General features: G+C 63.2%; 21 protein-coding genes and 1 pseudogene. 9 read left to right on the top strand and 13 right to left on the bottom strand.

All coding sequences use genetic code 11. The annotated features are described in order from the left end of the window. From VA602_RS25820 to VA602_RS25840, 5 genes are all read left to right on the top strand, one after another. Positions 1-258 (top strand): hypothetical protein (locus VA602_RS25820; protein WP_323454691.1); only part of this gene is annotated, 258 nt, incomplete at its 5' end. A 222-nt stretch (positions 259-480) separates the two neighbouring features. Further along, positions 481-2,538 (top strand): carbon starvation CstA family protein, encoded by a 2,058-nt coding sequence (locus VA602_RS25825; RefSeq protein WP_065862908.1) that lies wholly within the window; start codon positions 481-483, stop codon positions 2,536-2,538. An 11-nt stretch (positions 2,539-2,549) separates the two neighbouring features. Further along, positions 2,550-2,753 (top strand): YbdD/YjiX family protein, encoded by a 204-nt coding sequence (locus VA602_RS25830; RefSeq protein ID WP_153773642.1) that lies wholly within the window; start codon positions 2,550-2,552, stop codon positions 2,751-2,753. A 106-nt stretch (positions 2,754-2,859) separates the two neighbouring features. Next, positions 2,860-4,215, top strand: a complete 1,356-nt coding sequence (locus VA602_RS25835) for a cache domain-containing protein (RefSeq protein ID WP_323454692.1) — start codon at positions 2,860-2,862, stop codon at positions 4,213-4,215. Then, entirely contained in the window at positions 4,212-4,844 is a 633-nt protein-coding gene (locus tag VA602_RS25840; RefSeq protein WP_063544901.1) for a response regulator, read from the top strand. Before VA602_RS25835 ends, VA602_RS25840 begins: the two co-directional genes overlap by 4 nt. 55 nt (positions 4,845-4,899) lie before the next feature. On the opposite strand, the gene cprA is transcribed toward VA602_RS25840, so the two are convergent. The 5 genes from cprA to efeU all read right to left on the bottom strand — a co-directional run bounded on the left by cprA (position 4,900) and on the right by efeU (position 10,722). Then, complete coding sequence (gene cprA, locus VA602_RS25845; protein ID WP_323454693.1) at positions 4,900-6,048, bottom strand: cationic peptide resistance protein CprA; 1,149 nt, start codon at positions 6,046-6,048, stop codon at positions 4,900-4,902. A gap of 461 nt (positions 6,049-6,509) precedes the next feature. After that, the gene (gene efeO / locus VA602_RS25850) at positions 6,510-7,322 is read right to left on the bottom strand and encodes an iron uptake system protein EfeO (protein ID WP_323454694.1); all 813 of its coding nucleotides are present in this window, start codon (positions 7,320-7,322) and stop codon (positions 6,510-6,512) included. 30 nt (positions 7,323-7,352) lie between these two features. Further along, positions 7,353-8,651: an iron uptake transporter deferrochelatase/peroxidase subunit gene (efeB, locus tag VA602_RS25855; protein ID WP_323454695.1), complete on the bottom strand. Its 1,299-nt coding sequence runs from the start codon at positions 8,649-8,651 to the stop codon at positions 7,353-7,355. Between the two features lie 17 nt (positions 8,652-8,668). Further along, positions 8,669-9,877: an iron uptake system protein EfeO gene (gene efeO, locus VA602_RS25860; protein ID WP_323454696.1), complete on the bottom strand. Its 1,209-nt coding sequence runs from the start codon at positions 9,875-9,877 to the stop codon at positions 8,669-8,671. Between the two features lie 2 nt (positions 9,878-9,879). Then, positions 9,880-10,722, bottom strand: a complete 843-nt coding sequence (gene efeU / locus VA602_RS25865) for an iron uptake transporter permease EfeU (RefSeq protein ID WP_323454697.1) — start codon at positions 10,720-10,722, stop codon at positions 9,880-9,882. A gap of 243 nt (positions 10,723-10,965) precedes the next feature. Here efeU and VA602_RS25870 point away from each other — a divergent pair, with 243 nt between their 5' ends. The 3 genes from VA602_RS25870 to VA602_RS25880 all read left to right on the top strand — a co-directional run bounded on the left by VA602_RS25870 (position 10,966) and on the right by VA602_RS25880 (position 12,770). Further along, a complete protein-coding gene (locus tag VA602_RS25870) occupies positions 10,966-11,565 on the top strand; it encodes a TetR/AcrR family transcriptional regulator (protein WP_153773647.1) in 600 nt (199 codons plus the stop codon). A 3-nt stretch (positions 11,566-11,568) separates the two neighbouring features. Then, complete coding sequence (locus VA602_RS25875; protein ID WP_323454698.1) at positions 11,569-12,159, top strand: HD domain-containing protein; 591 nt, start codon at positions 11,569-11,571, stop codon at positions 12,157-12,159. Between the two features lie 107 nt (positions 12,160-12,266). Further along, a complete protein-coding gene (locus tag VA602_RS25880; RefSeq protein ID WP_323454699.1) occupies positions 12,267-12,770 on the top strand; it encodes a hypothetical protein in 504 nt (167 codons plus the stop codon). Positions 12,771-12,818: 48 nt separating this feature from the next. Here the strand turns inward: VA602_RS25880 and VA602_RS25885 are convergent, their stop codons facing one another. Further along, positions 12,819-14,189, bottom strand: coding sequence for a GntT/GntP/DsdX family permease (locus VA602_RS25885; protein ID WP_323454700.1), 1,371 nt, complete (start codon positions 14,187-14,189; stop codon positions 12,819-12,821). A 205-nt stretch (positions 14,190-14,394) separates the two neighbouring features. Between VA602_RS25885 and VA602_RS25890 the strand changes: the two genes are divergently transcribed. After that, positions 14,395-14,901: a peroxiredoxin gene (locus tag VA602_RS25890; RefSeq protein ID WP_323454701.1), complete on the top strand. Its 507-nt coding sequence runs from the start codon at positions 14,395-14,397 to the stop codon at positions 14,899-14,901. A gap of 8 nt (positions 14,902-14,909) precedes the next feature. Here VA602_RS25890 and VA602_RS25895 read toward each other — a convergent pair whose 3' ends face one another. The 7 genes and pseudogenes from VA602_RS25895 to VA602_RS25920 form a co-directional block, all read right to left on the bottom strand. Further along, positions 14,910-15,236, bottom strand: coding sequence for a helix-turn-helix transcriptional regulator (locus VA602_RS25895; RefSeq protein ID WP_323454702.1), 327 nt, complete (start codon positions 15,234-15,236; stop codon positions 14,910-14,912). Next, positions 15,211-15,636 carry an SDR family NAD(P)-dependent oxidoreductase gene (locus VA602_RS25900; protein WP_323454703.1) on the bottom strand — a complete coding sequence of 142 codons (426 nt, stop codon included), beginning with the start codon at positions 15,634-15,636 and terminating at the stop codon, positions 15,211-15,213. The genes VA602_RS25895 and VA602_RS25900 overlap by 26 nt, the downstream gene beginning before the upstream one ends. A gap of 51 nt (positions 15,637-15,687) precedes the next feature. Continuing rightward, positions 15,688-17,886, bottom strand: a complete 2,199-nt coding sequence (locus VA602_RS25905; protein ID WP_323454704.1) for a xanthine dehydrogenase family protein molybdopterin-binding subunit — start codon at positions 17,884-17,886, stop codon at positions 15,688-15,690. Next, the gene (locus tag VA602_RS25910) at positions 17,883-18,884 is read right to left on the bottom strand and encodes an FAD binding domain-containing protein (protein ID WP_323454705.1); all 1,002 of its coding nucleotides are present in this window, start codon (positions 18,882-18,884) and stop codon (positions 17,883-17,885) included. The genes VA602_RS25905 and VA602_RS25910 overlap by 4 nt, the downstream gene beginning before the upstream one ends. Then, entirely contained in the window at positions 18,881-19,408 is a 528-nt protein-coding gene (locus VA602_RS25915) for a (2Fe-2S)-binding protein (RefSeq protein ID WP_323454706.1), read from the bottom strand. Before VA602_RS25915 ends, VA602_RS25910 begins: the two co-directional genes overlap by 4 nt. Before the next feature lie 114 nt (positions 19,409-19,522). After that, positions 19,523-19,600: pseudogene (locus VA602_RS26920) on the bottom strand (hypothetical protein); the annotation flags it as partial. A gap of 151 nt (positions 19,601-19,751) precedes the next feature. Further along, positions 19,752-20,669 carry a LysR substrate-binding domain-containing protein gene (locus VA602_RS25920; RefSeq protein ID WP_112898264.1) on the bottom strand — a complete coding sequence of 306 codons (918 nt, stop codon included), beginning with the start codon at positions 20,667-20,669 and terminating at the stop codon, positions 19,752-19,754. Positions 20,670-20,732: the final 63 nt, after the last annotated feature.

Consider the following 20,732-nt stretch of genomic DNA (forward strand, 5'->3'; position numbering starts at 1 on the left):
CTCGTCGCGATCATCGTGATGAATAACCAGCTCAGCTTTTGCAACGTCCACACCCACGATCAATCTGTCTACCTGCATTGCCATGGGCGGTACCTCACGTTATGGTTTCGGGGCTTGAGGGGGTTTCACCAAGAGGCGCTGGCTTGCTTCTATCGTCGCTTGCAAACGATGCATTCTTTATCGGCGCTTTGGTGGAAGGGGTGGGGCGATGTCTCCCACGGTCTGTACTGCTGCGAACAGTCAGAATCGGGCATTTAGTCCCACCACCCCTTCAAGTCTAACCATACAAGCGGGCTTGCCCGCGAAAAGCGCACCGCAGCCCTCACTGACACCCATCTACGTAGTTCTACGTAGCACTTACGCGTAGTACTGCGAATGTTCTTGGGGACCCAGTACGCCGAGAGTGTCGTCGTCCCTACCCGGGCACTCACAAAAACAAAAACCGTCGCCGGCACACCCGTCGCGACAGGAGAAATCCCGATGACCAAACTGGCTACCCGAATTGCCTGGTTCGCCATTGCCTTGCTGGGCGCATTCGCGCTGGGCACCGTGGCGTTGCGCAGGGGCGAAGCCATCAGCGCCCTGTGGATCGTCACCGCAGCAGTCGCCATCTACCTCGTTGCCTACCGCTACTACAGCCTGTTCATCGCCAACAAGGTGATGCAACTGGACTCCACCCGCGCCACCCCGGCCGTGCTGCACAACGACGGGCTGGACTACGTACCGACCAACAAGCACATCCTCTTCGGCCATCACTTCGCCGCCATCGCTGGCGCCGGCCCGCTGGTCGGCCCGGTGCTCGCCGCGCAGATGGGCTACTTGCCCGGCACGCTCTGGCTGATTGCCGGTGTGGTACTGGCAGGGGCCGTGCAGGACTTCATGGTCCTGTTCATCTCCACCCGCCGCAATGGCCGCTCCCTGGGCGACCTGGTACGCGAGGAAATGGGCTCGATCCCCGGAACCATCGCGCTGTTCGGCACTTTCCTGATCATGATCATCATCCTTGCGGTGCTGTCGCTGATCGTGGTCAAGGCCCTGGCCGAGAGCCCGTGGGGCATGTTCACGGTGATGGCGACCATCCCGATCGCCATGTTCATGGGGGTGTACCTGCGCTACCTGCGCCCAGGGCGCATCGGCGAGATCTCGGTGATCGGCGTGCTGCTGATGCTTGCATCGATCTGGGGCGGCGGTCTGGTTGCCGCAGATCCGGTGTGGGGCCCTGCGTTCACCTTCACCGGTGTGCAGATCACCTGGATGCTGATCGGCTATGGTTTCGTCGCCGCCGTGCTGCCGATCTGGCTGATCCTGGCACCACGCGACTACCTCTCGACCTTCCTCAAGATCGGCACCATCGTCGCGCTGGCCATCGGCATCCTGGTGATCGCGCCTGAGCTGAAGATGCCGGCCATCACCCAGTTCGTCGACGGCACAGGCCCCGTGTGGAAGGGGGCGCTGTTCCCGTTCCTGTTCATCACCATCGCCTGCGGCGCGGTGTCGGGCTTCCATGCGCTGATCAGCTCCGGCACCACGCCCAAACTGCTGGCCAACGAAAGCCATGCCCGCTACATCGGCTACGGCGCCATGCTGATGGAATCGTTCGTGGCGATCATGGCCATGGTCGCCGCCTCGGTGATCGAGCCAGGTGTGTACTTCGCCATGAACAGCCCGGCCGCCGTGGTCGGTGGCGATGTGGTCACCGTGGCGCAGACGGTCAGCAACTGGGGTTTCACCATCACTCCGGAAATCCTCCAGCAGACCGCGACCGACATCGGCGAGCACTCGATCCTGGCCCGTGCCGGTGGTGCGCCGACGCTGGCGGTGGGGATCGCGCAGATCCTGCACCAGGCGCTGCCGGGTGAGAACACCATGGCCTTCTGGTACCACTTCGCGATCCTGTTCGAGGCGCTGTTCATCCTGACCGCCGTGGATGCCGGTACGCGTGCCGGGCGCTTCATGCTGCAGGACCTGCTGGGCAACTTCGTGCCTGCCTTGAAAAAGACCGACTCCTGGACCGCCAACGTGGTGGCCACCGCCGGCTGCGTGGCGATGTGGGGCTGGTTGCTGTACCAGGGGGTGATTGATCCACTGGGCGGCATCAACACCCTGTGGCCGCTGTTCGGCATCTCCAACCAGATGCTGGCCGGCATCGCCCTGATGCTCGCCTCGGTGGTGCTGATCCGCATGAAGCGCCAGCAGTATGTCTGGGTCACCTTGTTGCCGGCCGTATGGCTGCTGATCTGCACCACCACCGCGGGCCTGATCAAGCTGTTCGACCCCAACCCAGGCATGGGCTTCCTGGCGCTGGCGCGCAAGTACAGCGATGCCGCCGCAGCCGGGCAGGTGCTGGCACCGGCCAAGGACCTGGCGCAGATGCAGCATGTGATCTTCAACGCCTACACCAACGCCGTGCTGACCGGGTTGTTCCTGTTCGTGGTGCTGAGCATCCTGTGCTTTGCCGTGAAGGTCGGCCGGCGAGCCTGGGTCAAGCCTGAGCGCAGCGACAAGGAGTCGCCGTTCCAGCCAATCCCCGACGCCTGAGGAAAGCTGCGATGTTCAACAAACTGAGCAAGATGGGCCAATGCATGGGGCAGGCCGCGCGCATGCTGGTCGGCATGCCCGACTACGACACCTACCTCGAGCATATGCAGGCCCAGCACCCCGGCGAGCCGGTGATGAGCCGCAAGGCGTTCTTCCGCGAGCGCCAGGACGCACGCTACAACGGTGCCAGCGGACGTCCGACGCGTTGCTGCTGAATTGATTGCCGTGTAAAAGGGGCGCCACGCTTGTCGTGGCGCCCTTGTCATTTGTCGGGGCCACAGGCGAAGCTGACGCCGCGCCGCCCCCGCAACCGGAGTGACCATGCAACTCAAGCACAAGATCGTCACGCTCAGTGTCTTGCCGCTGATCGTGTCGGTGCTGTTCATCTGCATCCTGGTGTTCGCCCAGAGCCGCAAGCTCGAGGAGGACCAGGCGCGCCTGGTCGAAAGCAGCATCATGGCGGCGAAAAAGGCCGAGCTGAAGAACTACCTGGGCCTGGCCATGAGCTTGATCGCGCCGTTGTACGACAGCGGCGCCGACGATGACGACACCCGCCAGCGTGCCTTGCAGATCCTGTCGCGGGCCAGTTTCGGCCTGGACGGCTACTTCTTCGTCTACGATCGCCACGGCAAGAGCCTGATGCATCCGCGCCAGGCCGAACTGGTGGGCAAGGACCTCATCGGCATGACCGACAACAAGGGCCTGCTGGTGATCCAGGCGCTGCTCAAGAGCGCCGAACGCGGTGACGGCTACCAGCTTTATGACTGGCAGAAGCCCTCCACCGGGCAGTCCACCGGCAAACTGGCCTATGTGGTGATGCTCGAGCGCTGGGGCTGGATGCTCGGCACCGGTATCTACATCGACGATGTCGAGGTGGCCACGCTCAAGTCGCGTCAGGAGGTGGCCTCCGGCGTGCTGACCACGGTGCTGGCGATCGCGTCCTTCTCGTTACTGGCGGTACTGGTCATCTTTGCCGGCGGGTTGATGCTCAATGTCAGCGAGCACCGCCTGGCCGATCGCAAGCTGTCGGCGCTCAACCAGCGTATCGTCGATCTGCAGGAGGAGGAGCGTTCGCGGGTGGCGCGCGAACTGCACGACGGCATCAGCCAGGAACTGGTGTCGATCAAGTTCCAGTTCGAGCTCGCCGCGATGGAGCTGGACAACGGCCGCGCCGGCGGGCTGGACAACCTGCGCAACGGCACCACTCGCCTGGCTTCGGCGATCGGTGAAGTGCGGCGGATCTCCCATGACCTGCGTCCCTCGCTGCTCGACACCCTGGGCCTTTCGCCGGCCATCGACCAGCATGTGCGCGACTTCGAGCAGCGCACTGGCATTCGTACCCAGTACGAGTGCGGGCTGACGGACATCGAGGTGGATGCCGAGCTTTCGCTGACGCTGTTCCGTATCATCCAGGAGGCGCTGGCCAATGTTGACCGCCACGCCAAGGCCAGTGTCGCGATCATTTCCATCTCTGCTCACGACGGGTTGCTGGTACTGCGCGTGGAGGACAACGGGAGAGGCTTCGACCCGAGTGCGGCGTACGAAAGCCACGGCATTGGCCTGCGCAACCTGCGCGAGCGGGTCGAACACCACCGGGGCAGTTTCAGCATTGCGTCGTCTGCCGGGCGCACCGAGCTGCAGGTCCAGATACCCATGAACAACCCGAGGCTTGCATGAGCGAGACCACACCAATCCGCATTGCCCTGGTCGACGACCATGTGCTGGTACGCGACGGCGTCAAGGCACTGCTGGGCGCGATTGCCCATTTCCAGGTGGTCGGCCAGGCTGAATCCGGCGCCCAGGCGCTTGAGCTGGTGGCGTCGCTGGAGCTGGACATCCTGTTGGTGGATGTTGGCCTGCAGGACATGAACGGCCTGGAGCTGACCCGCCGCCTGTGTGGTTTGTACCCCGGCATCAGGGTGCTGATGCTGAGCATGTACGACAACCAGGAGTATGTGCGCACCTCGATCACGGCGGGGGCGAGGGGCTATGTGCTGAAGAACGCACCCTCCACCGAGCTGATAGCCGCGATCGAGGCAATTGCTGCCGGTGGCAGTTTCTACAGCCCGGAAATCGCCCGCAAGCTGGTCAGCAGCGGGCGCGACGAGAACGACCTGACTCCGCGTGAGCTACAGGTGCTGGCGATGATCGCCAGGGGTAGCAACAACAAGGAGATGGCCCGGGAGCTGGGCATCAGCGTGCGCACGGTGGAGACCTTCAGGCTGAGCATCCGGCGCAAGCTGAATATCGATACTCCGGCGGCACTGGTGAAGTACGCGCTGGAGCACGGGTTGGTGACGCTCTGAGACTGCCCTGTGAGAGCGGGCTTGCCCGCGAAGGGCTCACCCGCGAAGCGCCTGCTTACTTGAAATCCCACTGCATCTGGGTCGCGATGCTCACGCCGCTGGAAGAACGTACGCACACATCCAGGTAGTCGGTGAAACGCGGCGGCACGGCAATGCCCTCATCAAGCAGGCGGCGGTTGTCGAACAGGTAGTTCAGGTCGGCAAAGCCGCTGTACAGGCGCAGCGCCCGCAGGACCAGGCGCGGGTTGGCCGGGCCGATGCGCGACTCGAAGCTGGCGGCCAGCTCCTTGAGGTTGTCGACATCGATCTTGCGGTAGCGCTCGCCCACCGGCGCGGCACCATTGGCCAGGGCGAACGCCTGGTCGATCTCGGCGAAGGTACACGCCGAATCATGCCCGGCGGAGATGTGGTAGAGGTCGTGGCTCAGGCGCGGCTTGAGGGTCAGGCCGATCAGCGCCTCGGCGCAGTAGTCCACCGGAATCACGTCGATCTGTTCGTCGAGGCCACAAGTGAAGCTTTCCAGGGCGAAGCCCATGCGGAACACCCAGAAGATGCTGCCAGAGGCCTGGCAACCCAGGCTGCGGTGACCAACCACGATCGAGGGGCGTGCCACCACCAGCGGCAGGGCCGGCAGTTCCTCGCGCATGCGTCGTTCGATCTCGGCCTTGGAAGCGGTGTAGTCCACCAGTTGCTGTTCGGCGTCCGGGAACTCCCAGGACTCGCTGATCGGCGATTCACGCTCAGGGCCGCAGCACATGGCTGTGCCCACATGGAGGAAACGCTTGAGGCGTTTGGAGCGGCTCATCACCTCGGCGAAGGCGAAGGTGCCCTCGACGTTGACTGGCCAGATGGTCGGGTTCTTCGAGAACGACGCCACGGCAGCGCAGTTGATGACCCGGTCGACGTCCAGCAGGCGCGGCGTTTCGTGCGCCAGCCAGGAGGTGTCGAGGAAGTCGCCGCAAATGATCTGCTCTGCGTTCAGCGCCAGGCATTCGGCATGGCTGACGCCATGCTGTTGCAGGTTGCCGCGCAGGCGCTCCAGCCCTTGCCCGGCGTTTTCGGCGCGGACCAGAAACACCAGTTGCGGGCCTTGGCCGTTGGCGATCAGCTGGGCGACGACCGACCCGCCGAGGAAGCCCGTGGCGCCGGTAATCAGGATGCGTTCGGGGGTAGCGGTAAAGGTGATCAGTGCGTGCGTGTTCATACATTTCCTCAAGACGGGTAAGTCATCCGCAGTTCAATGTTAAGTGGCGACATCGAAACGTTGAAATGAACTTAAAGTCATCAGTAGGTTCGCGACATTCGTTGGGACTGACTTGTTCGCCTTGAGAACTTGCCCGGATAGACAATCTCTGTTTAGCGCAGCGCCTATCCGTTCAAAGCTGAAAGTGGCGCAGCCATGCAGCACAGCGCCGGCCGCCACTCGTAGCGGCGCAGGTCCGGGAGCGGGCATGGCGAGCGGCGCGCCATTCTCCACGCTTTATGCCTGGGGGACGATGAATAGAAGGGGAGATTGGCCGGGTTTTCGATGAAACAAAGTTTAGAAAAGGGGTAGGCCGTGGGGAGTTTTAAATATATTTCATTCGTGCGGTAGTTATGGCCGAGGCGAGGGTGTTGTTCTTTTCGCGGGCGTGCCTGCGAAAAGAACAACCGCGTTATTGAAGATCAGTTCAAACCCAACTTGCCGCGCAAGGTCGACAAGTCTTCGGCCAGGGTATTGACCGGCCCGACCATGGCCTTGCGATCACGCTCGGCCACCTTGTCGTAGGACTGGAACCCGCCGTCCTGGGTCTTGTACTTGGCCAGCAGCTTGTTGACGGTGGCGAAGTTCTTGTCGACCTTGGCGACGAACGCCTTGTCCTGGGATTCCAGGTGGCTGCGGAACAGCTCGAAGATCTTCTGGGCCCCGTCGATGTTGCCCTGGAAGTCGTACAGGTCGGTGTGACTGTAGCGATCCTCCTCACCCGAAACCTTGGTCGCGGCCACTTCTTCGAGCAACGCTGCCGCACCGCCGACGACTTTTTCTGGCGGGAAGGTCAGGGTTGCAATACGGCCCTGCAGGTCTTTCACGTCGGCGATCAGCTTGTCGGCAATCGGGCCTTGGCCGTCGGTGGTGTTCTTGTCGAACAGCGCGTACTCCAGGCGATGGAAGCCGGTGAAGTCATCGGCCTCGACACCTTTTTCGTGATCGTCCACCCGCGAGTCGATGGCCGCGTCCAGGTCGCTGAACAGCTCGGCGATCGGCTCGACGGCTTCATAGTTGACCCGGGTCGTGGCATACAGCGCCTTGGCCTTGGCCAGGTCTCCCTTCTTCACTGCATGGGTGAACTGCTCGGTGTCGCTCACCAGCTGATCGACCTTCTCGGTGACATAGATCTTGTAGTCCGACACCGGCTGCACCAGGGTCAGCGGGTCAACCGCAGCATTGGCGAACAGCGGGGCAAGCGTGAGCAACAGGGCGAGGCGGGTCTTGTTCATGGCGATGTCCTGATCCGTTTCTGTGTCGTGTCAGGCGGTTGTTGTGGGGGTGGCAGCGTCGAGCAGCGAACGACCGATGAAGTCGTGATCGTTCTTTACGCCGGGGAGGGCGAAGAAGTACCCGCCCCCGACCGGCTTGATGTATTCCTCCAGCGGCTCGCCGTTGAGGCGGTTCTGGACGGTGATGAAGCCCTTTTCCAGGTCGGCCTGGTAGCAGATGAACAGCAGCCCCATATCCAGTTGCCCGTTCTTGTTCACGCCGCTGGAGTAGTTGAAAGGCCGGCGCAGGATCAGGTTGGGCTGGCTGGCCGCAGTGCGCGGATTGGCCAGGCGAATATGGGCGTCCAGACGGGTCAGCTTGCCTTCCGGGTCCTTGGTGTAATCAGGTACGTCGGTTTCGCGCTGGCCGTCCATGGGCGCGCCGCTGGCTTTCTTGCGGCCGAAGATCGACTCCTGCTCCTGCAATGGCGTGCGGTCCCAGCGCTCGACCAGATTGCGGATGATCCGCACCACCTGGTAGGTGCCACCGACCGCCCAGGCAGGTTCGTCGCCATGCTGTACCCAGACCAGCTGGTTCATCAGTGCCGCGTCGCTGGAGTCGGGGTTGGCCGAGCCGTCACGAAAACCGAGGAAGTTGCGCGCACTCTGCTCGGGCTCCGCCGCCTTGCGCGGTGCCTGCGGCGGCACCGAGCCTTCCTGTTTCCAGCGTACGTAGAGCAGGTCAGGCAGGTTCTTGATGATGTCGCGCAGGGCGTGGATGTTGGTGTCCGGCGCGTTGGAGCAGAACTGCAACCCCAGGTCGCCATGGCAGCGCTCGGCCTCCAGCGCGTCGTTGGGGAAGCCGGGCATGCGGCTCAGGCGCTTGGGCTTGGCGCCGGTGAGGCCGAATCGCTCGTCGAACAGCGACTCGCCGACCGACACCGTGATGGTCAGGTTGTCCGGCGTGACGACCGGGCCAAGGATGCCCGAGTCCGCTGGCGGAAGCTTCGGGTCGACCTGGGGAACCGGGCCGCCAGCCATCAGGAAGCGGATGCGCTGGTCCAGCGTGCGGAACAGGCGTTCGAGATCCTGCCTGTCCTGGGCCAGGACATCGAAGGCGACGAACATCCCGGCGGTAGGACGCGGTGTCACCACACCCGGTTGATGTTCGCCGATCCAGGCGTTGCGCTCTTGCGTGCGGTCGCTGTGCGGGGCTTCGGTGACCTTGGCCGGTGAGGGAGCCGCCAGCGCGTTGCCGGTGGCCATGGCGACGCCTGCCACACCAAGGCCTGCCAGCAGGCGGCGGCGCTCTTGGGATTGCGGGGCGTTACGGGTATCGCGGTCTGTCATCTGGGGCTCGCTTGTCTTTACTGGTCGGCCAGGCCAAGGGCCTGATCGATGGCCGCGATCGCGCTAGCCAGTGCTTCGGCATCGGCTGCGATCTGCTGTTTCTGCGCCTGTGGCACCTGGTCGTAGGGCAGGTAGCCCTCGGCGCCGCGCAGGGCCTGCAGGTGCTGCTCGAAACGAGTCATGGCGCTATCGACTGTCGCTAACGGCTCAGGGCCGGTCCTGGCCAACAAGGGGCGCAACAGATCGATCACTTTGCGCACACCTTCGAGGTTGGCGGCAAAACCCGGCAGGTCGAGGTGGCTGTAGCGTTCCTCTTCGCCGCTGCTGCGGATCTGTGCAAGGTTGCGCAGGCTGCGCACGACCGCCTCGGTGAATTGCTGCGGCGCGATGGACTGGGCAAGCAGCTGCGTCTTGAGTTCGCTCAGGTCGCGCAGCATTGCCTCGGCCACCGGTGCCAACCCTGCAGTGGTGCGCTGTTGGAACAGGCCGTACTCGATGCGGTGCAAGCCCGCGAACGCCGGGTCCTGCTCACGCTGTTCGAAGTAGTCGGCGCGGGCATTGATCCGATTGTCCAGTTCAGCCAGGCGCTGGCTGGCCGGGGCGATGCGCTGGTAGATCACCCGCGCTGCGCCATAGGCAGCTTGCGCCTGCTGCAGGTCGCCGGCCTGGATCGCGTCCTTGAGCGCTTGGCCTGCCCGCACCAGGGCGCTGCCCTGGCTGGCCAGGTAGACGCGGTATTCGGACAGCGGCCCGATAAAGGCGGTCAGTGCGGGGCGCGCCTTGGCGGCCGCTTCGGAGGCGGCGGTCGGGGTGACGGTCAAGCTGCCACGGGGGTTGCTGAGCAAACCGCAGGTGATCGCGTAGCGACCCGGCTGCAGTGTGGCGTTGATCACCTGTGACAAGCCCGGCGCGATGTTCTCGCGCTCCTCGATCACCAGCACGCCATCGAGAATCTCCCACTCGACGGCGCGTTGCGACTGGTTGACGATGCGGAAACTGTTGGGCCCGGCCGGGACGCTCAGGTCGTTCGGCTCGCAGGCGTGATCGCGGATGGTGATCAGCGTTTCATGTCCGGCGTTGGCCGCACGCCTGGCCTGGGCCTGGTGCGAGGCATAGAAGAACACCAGGCCCGCACCGACCATCAACAGGGCACTGCCGGCAACCGCCAGGCTCAGTACACGGGGGGAGGGGGGCTTGCCGGCGGCGCCGGTCTCGTGACTGGTCATGCTTACCCTTGTTTCTGTGCAACGTGGGAAGAGGAAGGCTTGGCCGGTGCCGGCCAGAAGAACAGCACCAGCGCACCGACCAGATAGAGCAGGTAGGCCCCGAGGGTGCTCACGGTCGGGGTGTCCTGGTAACCGAACATCCCCGCCAGCACCGATCCGGTGGGGCCATCCATCGGCAGGCTATGGCTGATATCGAAGACCACCCCCTGCAGCGCATTCCAGACCCCGGCCTCGTGCAGCGCCTGCACCGAGTTGGCAAGGATCCCCGCCGCCACCACGAGGATGAACAGGCCTGTCCAGCGGAAGAACTGCGCCAGGTTCAGGCGCAGGCTGCCGGAGTACAGCGCCAACCCCACCAGGATCGCCACCACCAGCCCAAGCAGGGCGCCCAGCGGTGCTGCAGGACCCTCGCTCTGCTGGAACACCGCCAACAGGAAGAACACCGTCTCCAGGCCCTCGCGAGCGACGGCGAAGAACACCATGGCGATCAGCGCCCAGGCCTGGTGCTTCGAACCCGCGAGCGCGGCATCAAGCGAGACGTGCAACGCGTGCTTGATCGAACGTGCCACTTTGCGCATCCACAGCACCATGGAGCTGAGGATCACCACCGCGACCAGCCCGACCAGCGCTTCGAAGAGTTCCTGCTGTTTCTGCGGGAACTCGCTGCTCATCAGCTCAAGGCCGGCGCCGACGAAGAGGGAAAGGGCTGCGGCGAGAAACACGCCGATCCACACGGCCGGCATCCACTGGCCACGGCCGGTCTGGCGCAGGTAGCTGGCGATGATGCCGACAATCAGCGCGGCTTCGATGCCCTCGCGGAGCATGATGAGGAAGGGGACTAGCATGATTCTCCCGGGATGGCTGAAGGCATCGACCCCATGGCGAGGTCGCCGGGAAATCTACTTCAATGAGAATCATTAGCGCATGTGAATAATATTTTAACTTCTGCCATTTCCACCCTGGCCAGTCCCGGGAAAATAGGCTTTGCAACGGCGGAGTACAAATGTGCTCTGCTGCGATTACCGGGCTGATTGAAAGAACGCTCACGGCGGTTGACCATGTCCCTACCAGGAGGTAGGGTGCCGTTCATGAGCACTCAATCCACGACCTACTCCGACATTCTCCAGTGCGCCCGCACCCTGATCATCACGGGCGGGTACAACAGCTTCAGCTACGCCGACATCGCCGAGAGCGTCGGGATACGCAAAGCCAGCATCCATCACCATTTCCCCACCAAGGCGGACCTGGTGCGCGTTCTGGTCGCGCAATACCGCGAAGAGGCCAAGGCCGGCATGGCTGCCCTGGAGCGTTACTTTCCCGCCCCCGTCGACCAGCTCAGGGCCTATATAGGCTATTGGCTGGAATGCGTCGGCGAGGCCAGCAAGGGCTATTGCGTGTGTGCCTTGCTCGCCACTCAGATACCGGTATTGCCTGCCGAAGTCGCCACTGAGGTGAGGGCGCATTTCCGCAGCCTCTCGGCCTGGATTACCACAGTGCTCGAGCGCGGCGCGCAGGTGGGCAGTCTGACCCTCTCCGATACCCCTCAGGCTGAGGCTGAGCGTTTCATGGCTGCCGTGCATGGCGCCATGTTGTCTGCCCGCGCCTATGGCGAGCCTGGCGTATTCGGGCTCATCACGCAGCCGCTGATCGACAGGCTGATCACACCGATTCCGGCCCCCGGAGCCTGAGCCATGCTGCCAAGCCCTCTGGAACAGCAACTGGAATTTCTGCGCCAGATCGACCAGTTGAAAAGCGTGCGTCGCCAATCACCGTTGCTGGACCAGAGCCGCAAGGAAAACTCCGCCGAACACTCCTGGCACCTGGCCATGTATGCGTTGATCCTCAATGAGCATGCCAGCGGGGCAGTGAACAGCGACCGGGTCATCCGCATGCTGCTGTTGCACGACATCGTGGAGATCGACGTAGGCGATTACCCAATTCATGGAGGCTCGTCCAGCCAGTTGCAGGCCGAGCAGGAGTCCGAGGCAGCCCAGCGGCTGTTTGGCCTGCTGCCGCAACCACAGGCCACGCAGATGCTGGAACTGTGGCAGGAGTTCGAGCAGGCCGAGACTGCTGATGCGCGTTTCGCCAAGGCGCTCGACCGTTTTCAGCCACTGCTGATCAACATCTTCACCGGCGGTGGCACCTGGTCCGAAAACGGTGTATCGCGCCAGCAGGTCATCGAGCGCTACGGGCCGGTCATTCAGCGCGGCGCACCCGAGCTCTGGGCGCTCTGCGAGCGCTGGATCGCGCGGCATTTCGCGGGTGATGGGCAACCCTGAGGTTTTCACGGTGAAAAGCCGCTGTGCAGAAGCAGCGGTTTTTTTTGTAGCTATGCACCTACCTACTAGTCGGTAGCAACCTGTTCACAAAGACGGAGTCATCAGCCATGCCACACCCTATTTCAACCCTTGGCGCCATCCATACCGCTGTCAGCGTGGCGACCTTCGTCGCCGGGCTCTACAGCTATGCGCGCCATCATCAGATCGAGCCACGGGAGCCGGCTGCACGTGGCTACCTGTTCGGGATGCTGGTGTCGGTACTGACCGCGTTCGGGCTTTCCAGTACTGGCGGATTCAACGTCGGGCATGCGCTCGGCATCCTGGCGCTGCTGGCGGTCGGAGCGGCACTGGTCATCCCCAAGGTCAGCCTGCTGGGGCGTGCGCGGCCCTACCTGGCGCAGCTGGCATTCGCATTCAGCTTCTTCCTGCTGCTGGTACCGGGGATCAACGAAACCCTGACGAGACTGCCAAGCGGCCAGCCATTGGCGGACGGCCCCGAGTCGCCGCTGGTGCGCGCCGCGCTGGCCGGATGGTTGGGGATTTTCGTGGTAGGCGCAGCGGTACAGGCCTGCTGGATCAGGTTGCAGCGCCGCAGGGCACAAGCGCTCTGATCGCCGAGGCGACAGCGCAGCCACTGTGGCTGCGCTGTCACTAGCCGCTTACTGGAACCATTGCCACAGCAGCAGGGTGCCGACCAGCCCAACCACCGAGACGATGGTCTGCAGCACCGACCACACCCAGATCGTCTGCTTGAGTTGCAACCCGAAGTACTCGCGGACCATCCAGAACCCGGCATCGTTGACATGGCAGAAGAATACCGAGCCGGCACCGATGGCCAGTGCCACCAGCGAACTCTGGGTGGTCGCCAGGCCCGCCATCAATGGCGCGAGAATACCGGCAGTGGTGGTGGTCGCAACGGTGGCCGAGCCTGTCGCCTGGCGCAGCGCCACCGCGATCAGCCAGGCCAACAGCACGTACGACAGGTGCGCGCCGCTGGCCACCTTGCTGATCGTGTCGCTGATCCCGGCTTCGAGCAGGGTCTGTTTCAGGCCACCACCGGCTCCGATGGTCAACAACAGCACGGCGATCGGCGCCAGGCTCTTGCGCAGTACGCTGCCGACCTGGTCACGGGCCATACCGATCGACCAGCCCAGGCAGATCACCGCAGCGATCACCGCCAGCCCCAGGGCAATCAGCGGCTCACCGAGAAACTTGAGGGTCAGCGCCAGGGTGCTTTGCGGCGCCATGGCGACCTTGGCCAGCGTACTGCCCAGCATCAGCAGCACTGGCAGCAGGATGATCAGCAGCGATACGGCAAAGCTCGGCTTGCGCCGGGTCTCGACCTTGGCGGTGAACAGCGCACCCAGTTCCGCGGGTTCCTGCACGTCCAGGCGTTTCGACATCCAGATGCCATACAGCGGGCCGGCGAGGATCACCGCCGGTACGGCGATGCACAGGCCCAGCAACATGGTCATCCCCAGGTCTGCATGCAGGGCGCTGACTGCGATCAGCGGCCCAGGGTGGGGAGGCATCAACGCGTGCAGGGTGGTCATCCCGGCGAGCGCCGGGATCGTCACCTTGAGCAGCGGCTGCCCAGACTGACGGGCGATGACGAAGATCACCGGCACCATCAGCACCAGGCCGACTTCGAAGAACAGCGGCAAGCCAATGACCATCGCCACCAGCGCCATCACCCAGGGCAGCGCCTTGCCCCGGGCATGGCGTAACAGCGTCGAGGCAATACGATCAGCGGCCCCGGACTCGGCCATCAGCGCGCCGAGCATCGCGCCCAGGGCAATGATGATCCCGGCCTCGCCCAGCAGACTGCCAGCGCCTTTGCCGAACGCCTTGGCCACCTCCTCTGGCGGCAGGGCAGCGCCCAGGCCGGCCACGAAGGTACCGATCAGGATCGAAAGGAAGGGCGGCAACTTGGTGACGCTGATCAACACGATGATGGTGGTAATGGCCGCCAGGCAACAGAGCACCAGGCGGGTGTCGTGGGCAAGCCACGCGGCATGTGAAATATCCAACGGAAACCCCTTCTTGTAATGTCTTGTTACGTCTCTTGAAGGAATATACCGGATGGATTCATATAGACGACTAGCTGATCCCGTTTTCCAGGGTTGCAAGACATGAAAGTTTTTTCAGAAACCGCGTAACCCTGCATCGTCCTCGCAAACCTGCTAAAACTGGCCGCCGCGCGCCACGCGCAGCCCACCACCCTAGGAGAGAGTCATGATCAAGACCGGCGATTCACTGCCTGATATCACGCTGTACGCCTACAGCAACGGGGAGGGTGCCTGCGCGATCGGCCCGAACGCCTTTTCCATCCGCGAGCGCTGCCAGCAGCGCAAACTGGTGATTTTCGCCTTGCCCGGCGCCTTCACACCTACCTGTTCCGAACGTCACGTCCCCGGCTATGTCGCTGCGGCCGATGCGTTTTCCGCGGCGGGTATCGACGAAATCCTCTGCGTTTCCGTCAACGATGCCTTCGTCATGAATGCCTGGGGCAGCAGCCTGCAAGTGGGTGATGCGGTGAAGATGATTGGCGACGGCAATGGCGAATTCGCCAAAGCCCTGGGCTTGAGCCAGGATCTGTCGGCTCGCGGCATGGGCCATCGTTCCCAGCGTTACGCGATGCTGGTCGAAGATGGCGTGGTCAGGCACCTCGCGGTCGAGGCGCCCGGCAAGTTCGAGGTCAGCGATGCGCAGAGCATCTTGGCGGTTATCCAGCAACGTTGAGGTTTCCCTCAGTCGTAAAAGCTCGAGGGCGGCACCCCGAAATGCCGCCTGAACATCGCGGTGAACGCACTCGGGCTTGCATAGCCACACTCGAAGGCGATATCGATGATCTTCCGGCCATTGGCGATCTGGCGCAGCGCAAACAGCAACCTGGCTTGGTCACGCCACTGCACGAACGACATACCGGTTTCCCGCGTGAACAACCGATGTACCGTCTTGCTGGTCACCTCGACCCGCTCAGCCCACTCAGCGACCGTGAAGGTGTTGTCCGGGTAGCTGAGCAGATGCTCACAGATGAACCTGATCCGTTCATCCGTTGGCAAAGGCAAGTGCATGGGCAGTGCTTCGGATAGGCGCAGTTCCTCGGCCAACAGCTTCATCAACAGGTCCGCCCTGGAGTGCGAAGTGGTTGGTCCCTTTGGTGAACGCGCCTGGCACCATGATGGTGGTCTCGATGCCCCAACGCGTCAGCTCGGTCGAATAGGCCACGGCCAATGCATCCATCGCAGCTTTCGCCGCGAAGTAGGGCGCCAGGAACGGTAGTGTGCCGCCGCACGTGGACGAGGACCCGACCCAGACCAGCAACCCCTTGCCCTGCTTGCGCAGGTGGGGCAGGGCAGCGCGGTTCACACGTTGCGTGCCCAGCACATTGACGTCGTATTGCTGCATCAGTTGTTCCGGCGTGAACGCCTCCGCCGGACCGAACACCATATGGCCGGCATTGTGCACGAGCACATCGAGGCGCTGCCGACAGCGCAAAACGGGTGGGGACTTGGCCCCACCCGATCAGAGCACTTTATCGAGCGTGATGGGAAACTCCCTCACACGCTTGCCCGTGGCATGGTAGACCGCATTGGCCACCGCAGCGGCCACTCCGACGACGCCAATTTCGCCCACGCCCTTGGACCCGAGCTCATTGACAATCTCGTCGTGCTCTTCAACGAAGATCACGTCGATATCCTCGATGTCTGCGTTCACCGGGATGTGGTACTCCGCCAGGTTGTGATTGACGATGCGGCCCAACCGATGGTCGGTCAGCGCTGCTTCATGCAGAGCCATGCCCACCCCCCACACCACGCCTCCCAGGATCTGACTACGCGCGGTTTTCGGGTTGACCACGCGCCCAGCCGCCACGGCGCTGACCACACGTACCACCTTGATCGTGCCAAGGTCTTCGTCGACGTGGACTTCCACGAATACCGCCGAATGCGTGGCGGTCGAGAACGGTTGGCGTCGGGCGCCGGGCTCGGCGTCGATCTGCACTTCGAACTCACCGTCGGGGGCGCTCGCCACGATATCCGCCAAGGCCCAACGCTGGCTACCAGCGTGCAAGTAGCCATTGGCGAAAACGATCTGCTCCGAGGGGGTGCTGGCCACCTGGGGATACAGGTTGCGCGCATGCTCCAGCACCTTGGTGCGCAGAACCTGACAGGCCTGGCGCACGGCTGAGCCCACCGACGACACCGTGAACGATCCGCCCTGAAGCGGTGCGGTGGGCAGTGAAGAGTCACCCAGCACGAAGGTGACGTCCTGCACCCTGGTGCCGGCAGCGTCGGCTGCGATCTGTGTCATGACGGTATAGGTGCCGGTCCCGATATCGGTGGTGGCACTGCTTACGGTGAGGTGGCCCTTGGCATCGATGCGCGCCTTGGCGCTGGCCTTCATCTGCATGGCTTCCCAGACGCCACCGGCCATGCCCCAGCCGATCAATTGGTTGCCATTGCGCATGCTGCGCGGTTGGGGTGTGCGCTCATGCCAGCCGAAACGTTCGGCACCTTGCTGGTAGCAGGCCAGCAATTCCTTGCTGGAGTAGGGCTTGCCCTCGTTGCCATTGTTGGCGGCGAAATTGCGCCGGCGCAGCTCGACCGGGTCGATCTTCGCTGCACAAGCGAGCTCATCCATGGCGCATTCCAGCGCAATCATCCCAGACCCGGCCCCAGGTGCCCGCATGTCCAGCGGGGTGTACACATCGAGCGAGGCCAAGCGATAGCTGAGCGCGACGTTTTCGCACTGGTAAAGCATGCCGCTCCATTCCACCAGGTGCTCGGTGAAGTCCTCGAAGCGGGAGGTCTGGCCAAGCGCATCGTGAGCGATTGCCAGCAAGCGCCCGTTTGCGTCTGCCCCCAGGCGCAAGCGTTGCTCGGTGCGGGGTCGGTAGCCAAAGGTGAACATCTGCTGGCGGGTCAGGGTCACGCGCACCGAGCGCTTCAGGTGCAACGCCGCCATCACTGCCAGCGGCAACTGGTACTGCGGGCGCAAGCCCGAGCCGAAGGCTCCGCCGACGAACGCCGCGCGCACACGAATATTGGCCTTGGGCAGGCCGAACACCTTGTGCAGGTAGTCCTGGCAGTTCTGCGTGCCTTGGGTCTTGTCGTGGATTTCCAGCGTGCCGTCGGCCTTGTAGTGCACGGTCGACGCATGGGGCTCCATCGGGTTGTGGTGCTCGTTCGCCGTCAGGTAGGTCGCATCCACCTGCACCGGCGCGCCGGCAAACTGCCCGGCGAAATCGCCACGCGGCGCCGGCGTTTCGGCGGGTGCCGGATGCGACTGCTGGCATGCGCCCAGGTCTGTCTGGTGAGCCTCCTCGGCATAGTCGATCTTGAGCAGCGAGCCTGCATACCGGGCCAGTTCGAGGGTTTGAGCGACCACCAGCGCTACCGGTTGCCCGCTGTAGAGCACTCGATCATTGAACAAGGGCCGAAACGGCGAGCCCTCGGCAGAGTCGGCATCGCTATAGTCGTCGTCATAACTCGATATATGCGGGCGATGGCCATGGTCGAGCACGGCGATTACCCCGGGTACGCGCAAGGCCTGCGTGCTGTCGATGTCGAGTACCCGACCGCGGGCGATGGTACTGGACACTACGCTGCCGTGTAGCAGGTCTGCCTCGGGGTATTCGCCCGCATAGCGGGCCTGCCCGGTGACCTTTGCCACGCCGTCCACCCGGTCCATTGGCGTGCCGACTACTGGTGTGCTTTTGATCATGGTCGTGCTCCCCCGTTAGCGGCGCCGCGCGCCGCGTCATCCAATGCACGCACGATTGCTCGCTGAGCGAGCGTTACCTTGAAACCGTTGTGGCTCAGGGGTTGTGCACCTTGCAGCAACGTTTGCGCGGCGCGGGTGAAGAGTGCTTCTGAAGGCACCTGGCCGACCAACATGCGCTCGACAGCCAGGTCCCGCCAGGGCTTGTGGGCAACGCCGCCCAACGTCAGGCGGGCCTGTTGGATCACTTCGCCATCGAAGCTCAAGGCTGCAGCGACTGATACCAGCGCGAACGCGTAGGAGGCGCGGTCGCGTATTTTCAGGTAACAGTAATGGTGTTCGAACATTGGGGGCGGCAGTTCGATGCCTGTCACCAGTTCATCGAACGCCAGTTGATTGTCGCGCTCGGGGGTGTCCTCGGGCAGGCGATGGAAATCCGCGAAGGGTATCTGCCGCTCACCGGACGGCCCCTGTACGTGCACCACGGCTTCGAGCGCTGCCAATGCCACGCACATGTCCGAGGGATGGGTCGCGACACAGGCATCGCTGGCGCCGAGAATGGCATGGATGCGGTTCATGCCCGTACGCGCAGGGCATCCGCTGCCCGGTTCGCGCTTGTTGCAGGGGGTGCCGGTGTCGTAGAAGTAGTAGCAGCGGGTACGTTGCAGCAAGTTGCCACCGGTACTGGCCATATTCCTCAACTGCGGCGATGCCCCAGCCAGGATCGCGTCTGACAGCAATGGATAATGCTGCTCGATCATCGGGTGCCAGGCCAGGTCGGCATTGCTCACCCGTGCACCGATCAGCACGCCGCCGCCGGGAGTAGGGTGGATATCGTTCAGCCCGAGTCCGGAGATGTCGATCAGGCGCTTGGGGCGAACCACGTTTTCCTTCATCAGGTCGACGAGGTTGGTACCACCCGCGATGAAGTGCGAGCAGGCGTCAGCCAGGTTCACCGCTTCGCTGACCGAGTTGGGCTTGTGGTAGCTGAAGGGTGTCATGGATTCTGCCCTCGTTGTGGCTCGATCCCATCCCTCATCAACGGCAGCGCTTCTTCCACCGCCGCGACGATGTTGCCATAGGCACCACAGCGGCAAAGATTGCCGCTCATCTGCTCGCGAATGGCCTCCCGGTTGTCGGCACGGCCCTCGTGAGCCAATCCGACTGCCGAGCAGATCTGCCCCGGGGTGCAGTAACCGCACTGGAACGCATCGTGGGTAATGAAGGCGCGCTGCATGGGGTGCAGGACGTCGCCGCTGGCCAGTCCTTCGATGGTCACCAGGTCGGCGCCGTCGCACATGATGGCCAAGGTCAGGCAGGCATTGACGCGCTTGCCATCGCGTAGCACCGTGCAGGCGCCGCACTGGCCATGGTCGCAACCTTTCTTGGTACCGACCAGGTCCAATTGCTCACGCAGCAGGTCGAGCAAGGTGACCCAAGGATGCACCTGCAGTGTTCGGGACTGACCATTGAGGGTCAGACAGATGGGGTGCGTTTCAGCCCCATTGGAAGAGATCGCGCTCATGGTGAGGTCCTCACGGTCAGGGTACGCGCAGTGTGCTGCGTCTCTGTCGTGCGACAGGCCCGGCTGACTAAACGTTCAGCCGGGTCGCCGAGGGGGCGGTCACTTCTTGCCAGGTAGCACCGGCTGGTGGGCCATGCGGGCATCGTACAGGCCGGTGAGCAGGTGCAAGGCGCCTGGGCCAGAGGTGGCCACGCCTCGATATCACGGGGTCAGTCCGCAGCAGTATCAAGCGCAGCTGGCGGAGCAGGGGTAGGGGTAGGGGTAGGGGTAGGGGTAGGGGGCATCAGTGTGCGCTGTGCCCCATGGCCTTACGGCGTGTCGTCCGAACTTGGATAGTTAAGCATCAGAAAACGAACTGGTGCCCCAGTTCCTTCTCTACCCAGTGCAGAAAACACCGCACCCTGGGAAAGGCTGCGTGGGCCTTGGGAAACACCAGATGGTGCGCAGCGACCGGTGCACCCAGGGCCTCGGGCGCCACTTTCACCAAGGTCCCGGCTTCCAGGTATTTCTGCGCCAGCAAGCCACTTTCCAAAGCGAAGCCCAGGCCGTGGCTGGCGGCCTCCAGGCTCATGTAGGAACGGTCGAAGCTCAGCGCATAGGGTTTTTCGGGCCGTGCCAGCCCGTGCTGGGCAAACCACGCCGGCCACCTCAACAAGGTCGCCTCGGACAGGATCAGGTCGCAATCGAGCAGGTCGCTGGCATCATGCACCGGATGGCGGGAGAGGAGCTTGGGTGCCGCCAGCACCTCGAAGGTCTCGTTACTTACCGTGCGGACTTCGTAACTGGGCCAGTTCGGATCGCCATGACGAATGTCCACGTCGATCTTGTCACGGCTGAAATGCAGCGCCTCGTAGGAGCATGACAAATTGATCTGAATGGACGGGAACTCCTCGCGAAACGCCTCGAGACGCGGCATCAGCCAGAGCAGGCCGAAACTCGGTGAAGAGTGCAGGCGCAGGCAGTCAAGGCTGACATCGCTGCTGGCACGTTCGGTGGCGATGGCAAGGCTGTGCAGGATACCCGAGACGTCTTTCAAGTACTGCTGGCCAACTGAGGTAAGGGCTACGCCACGTGCGCCACGCACGAACAGCTGTCTGCCGATCATGGCCTCGAGTTTGGCAAGCTGATGACTGACCGCCGAGGGGGTCAAGTCCAGCACCTCGGCAGCTCGGGCAACGTTGCCGAACCGGGCGGCCTGCTCGAAAGCCTGGATGGTTTTGAGCGGTGGCAGTGGCGATGCCGCGTCGTTCACCGAGCGCATACAGATTCTCCAAAGCGTTATTTTTATTCCGGGAAACCCGTAGGATAGCGCAGAAGGGCTGAA

The sequence above is a fragment of the Pseudomonas machongensis genome (assembly GCF_034961125.1).
GTDB classification, from domain to species: Bacteria; Pseudomonadota; Gammaproteobacteria; order Pseudomonadales; family Pseudomonadaceae; genus Aquipseudomonas; species Aquipseudomonas machongensis.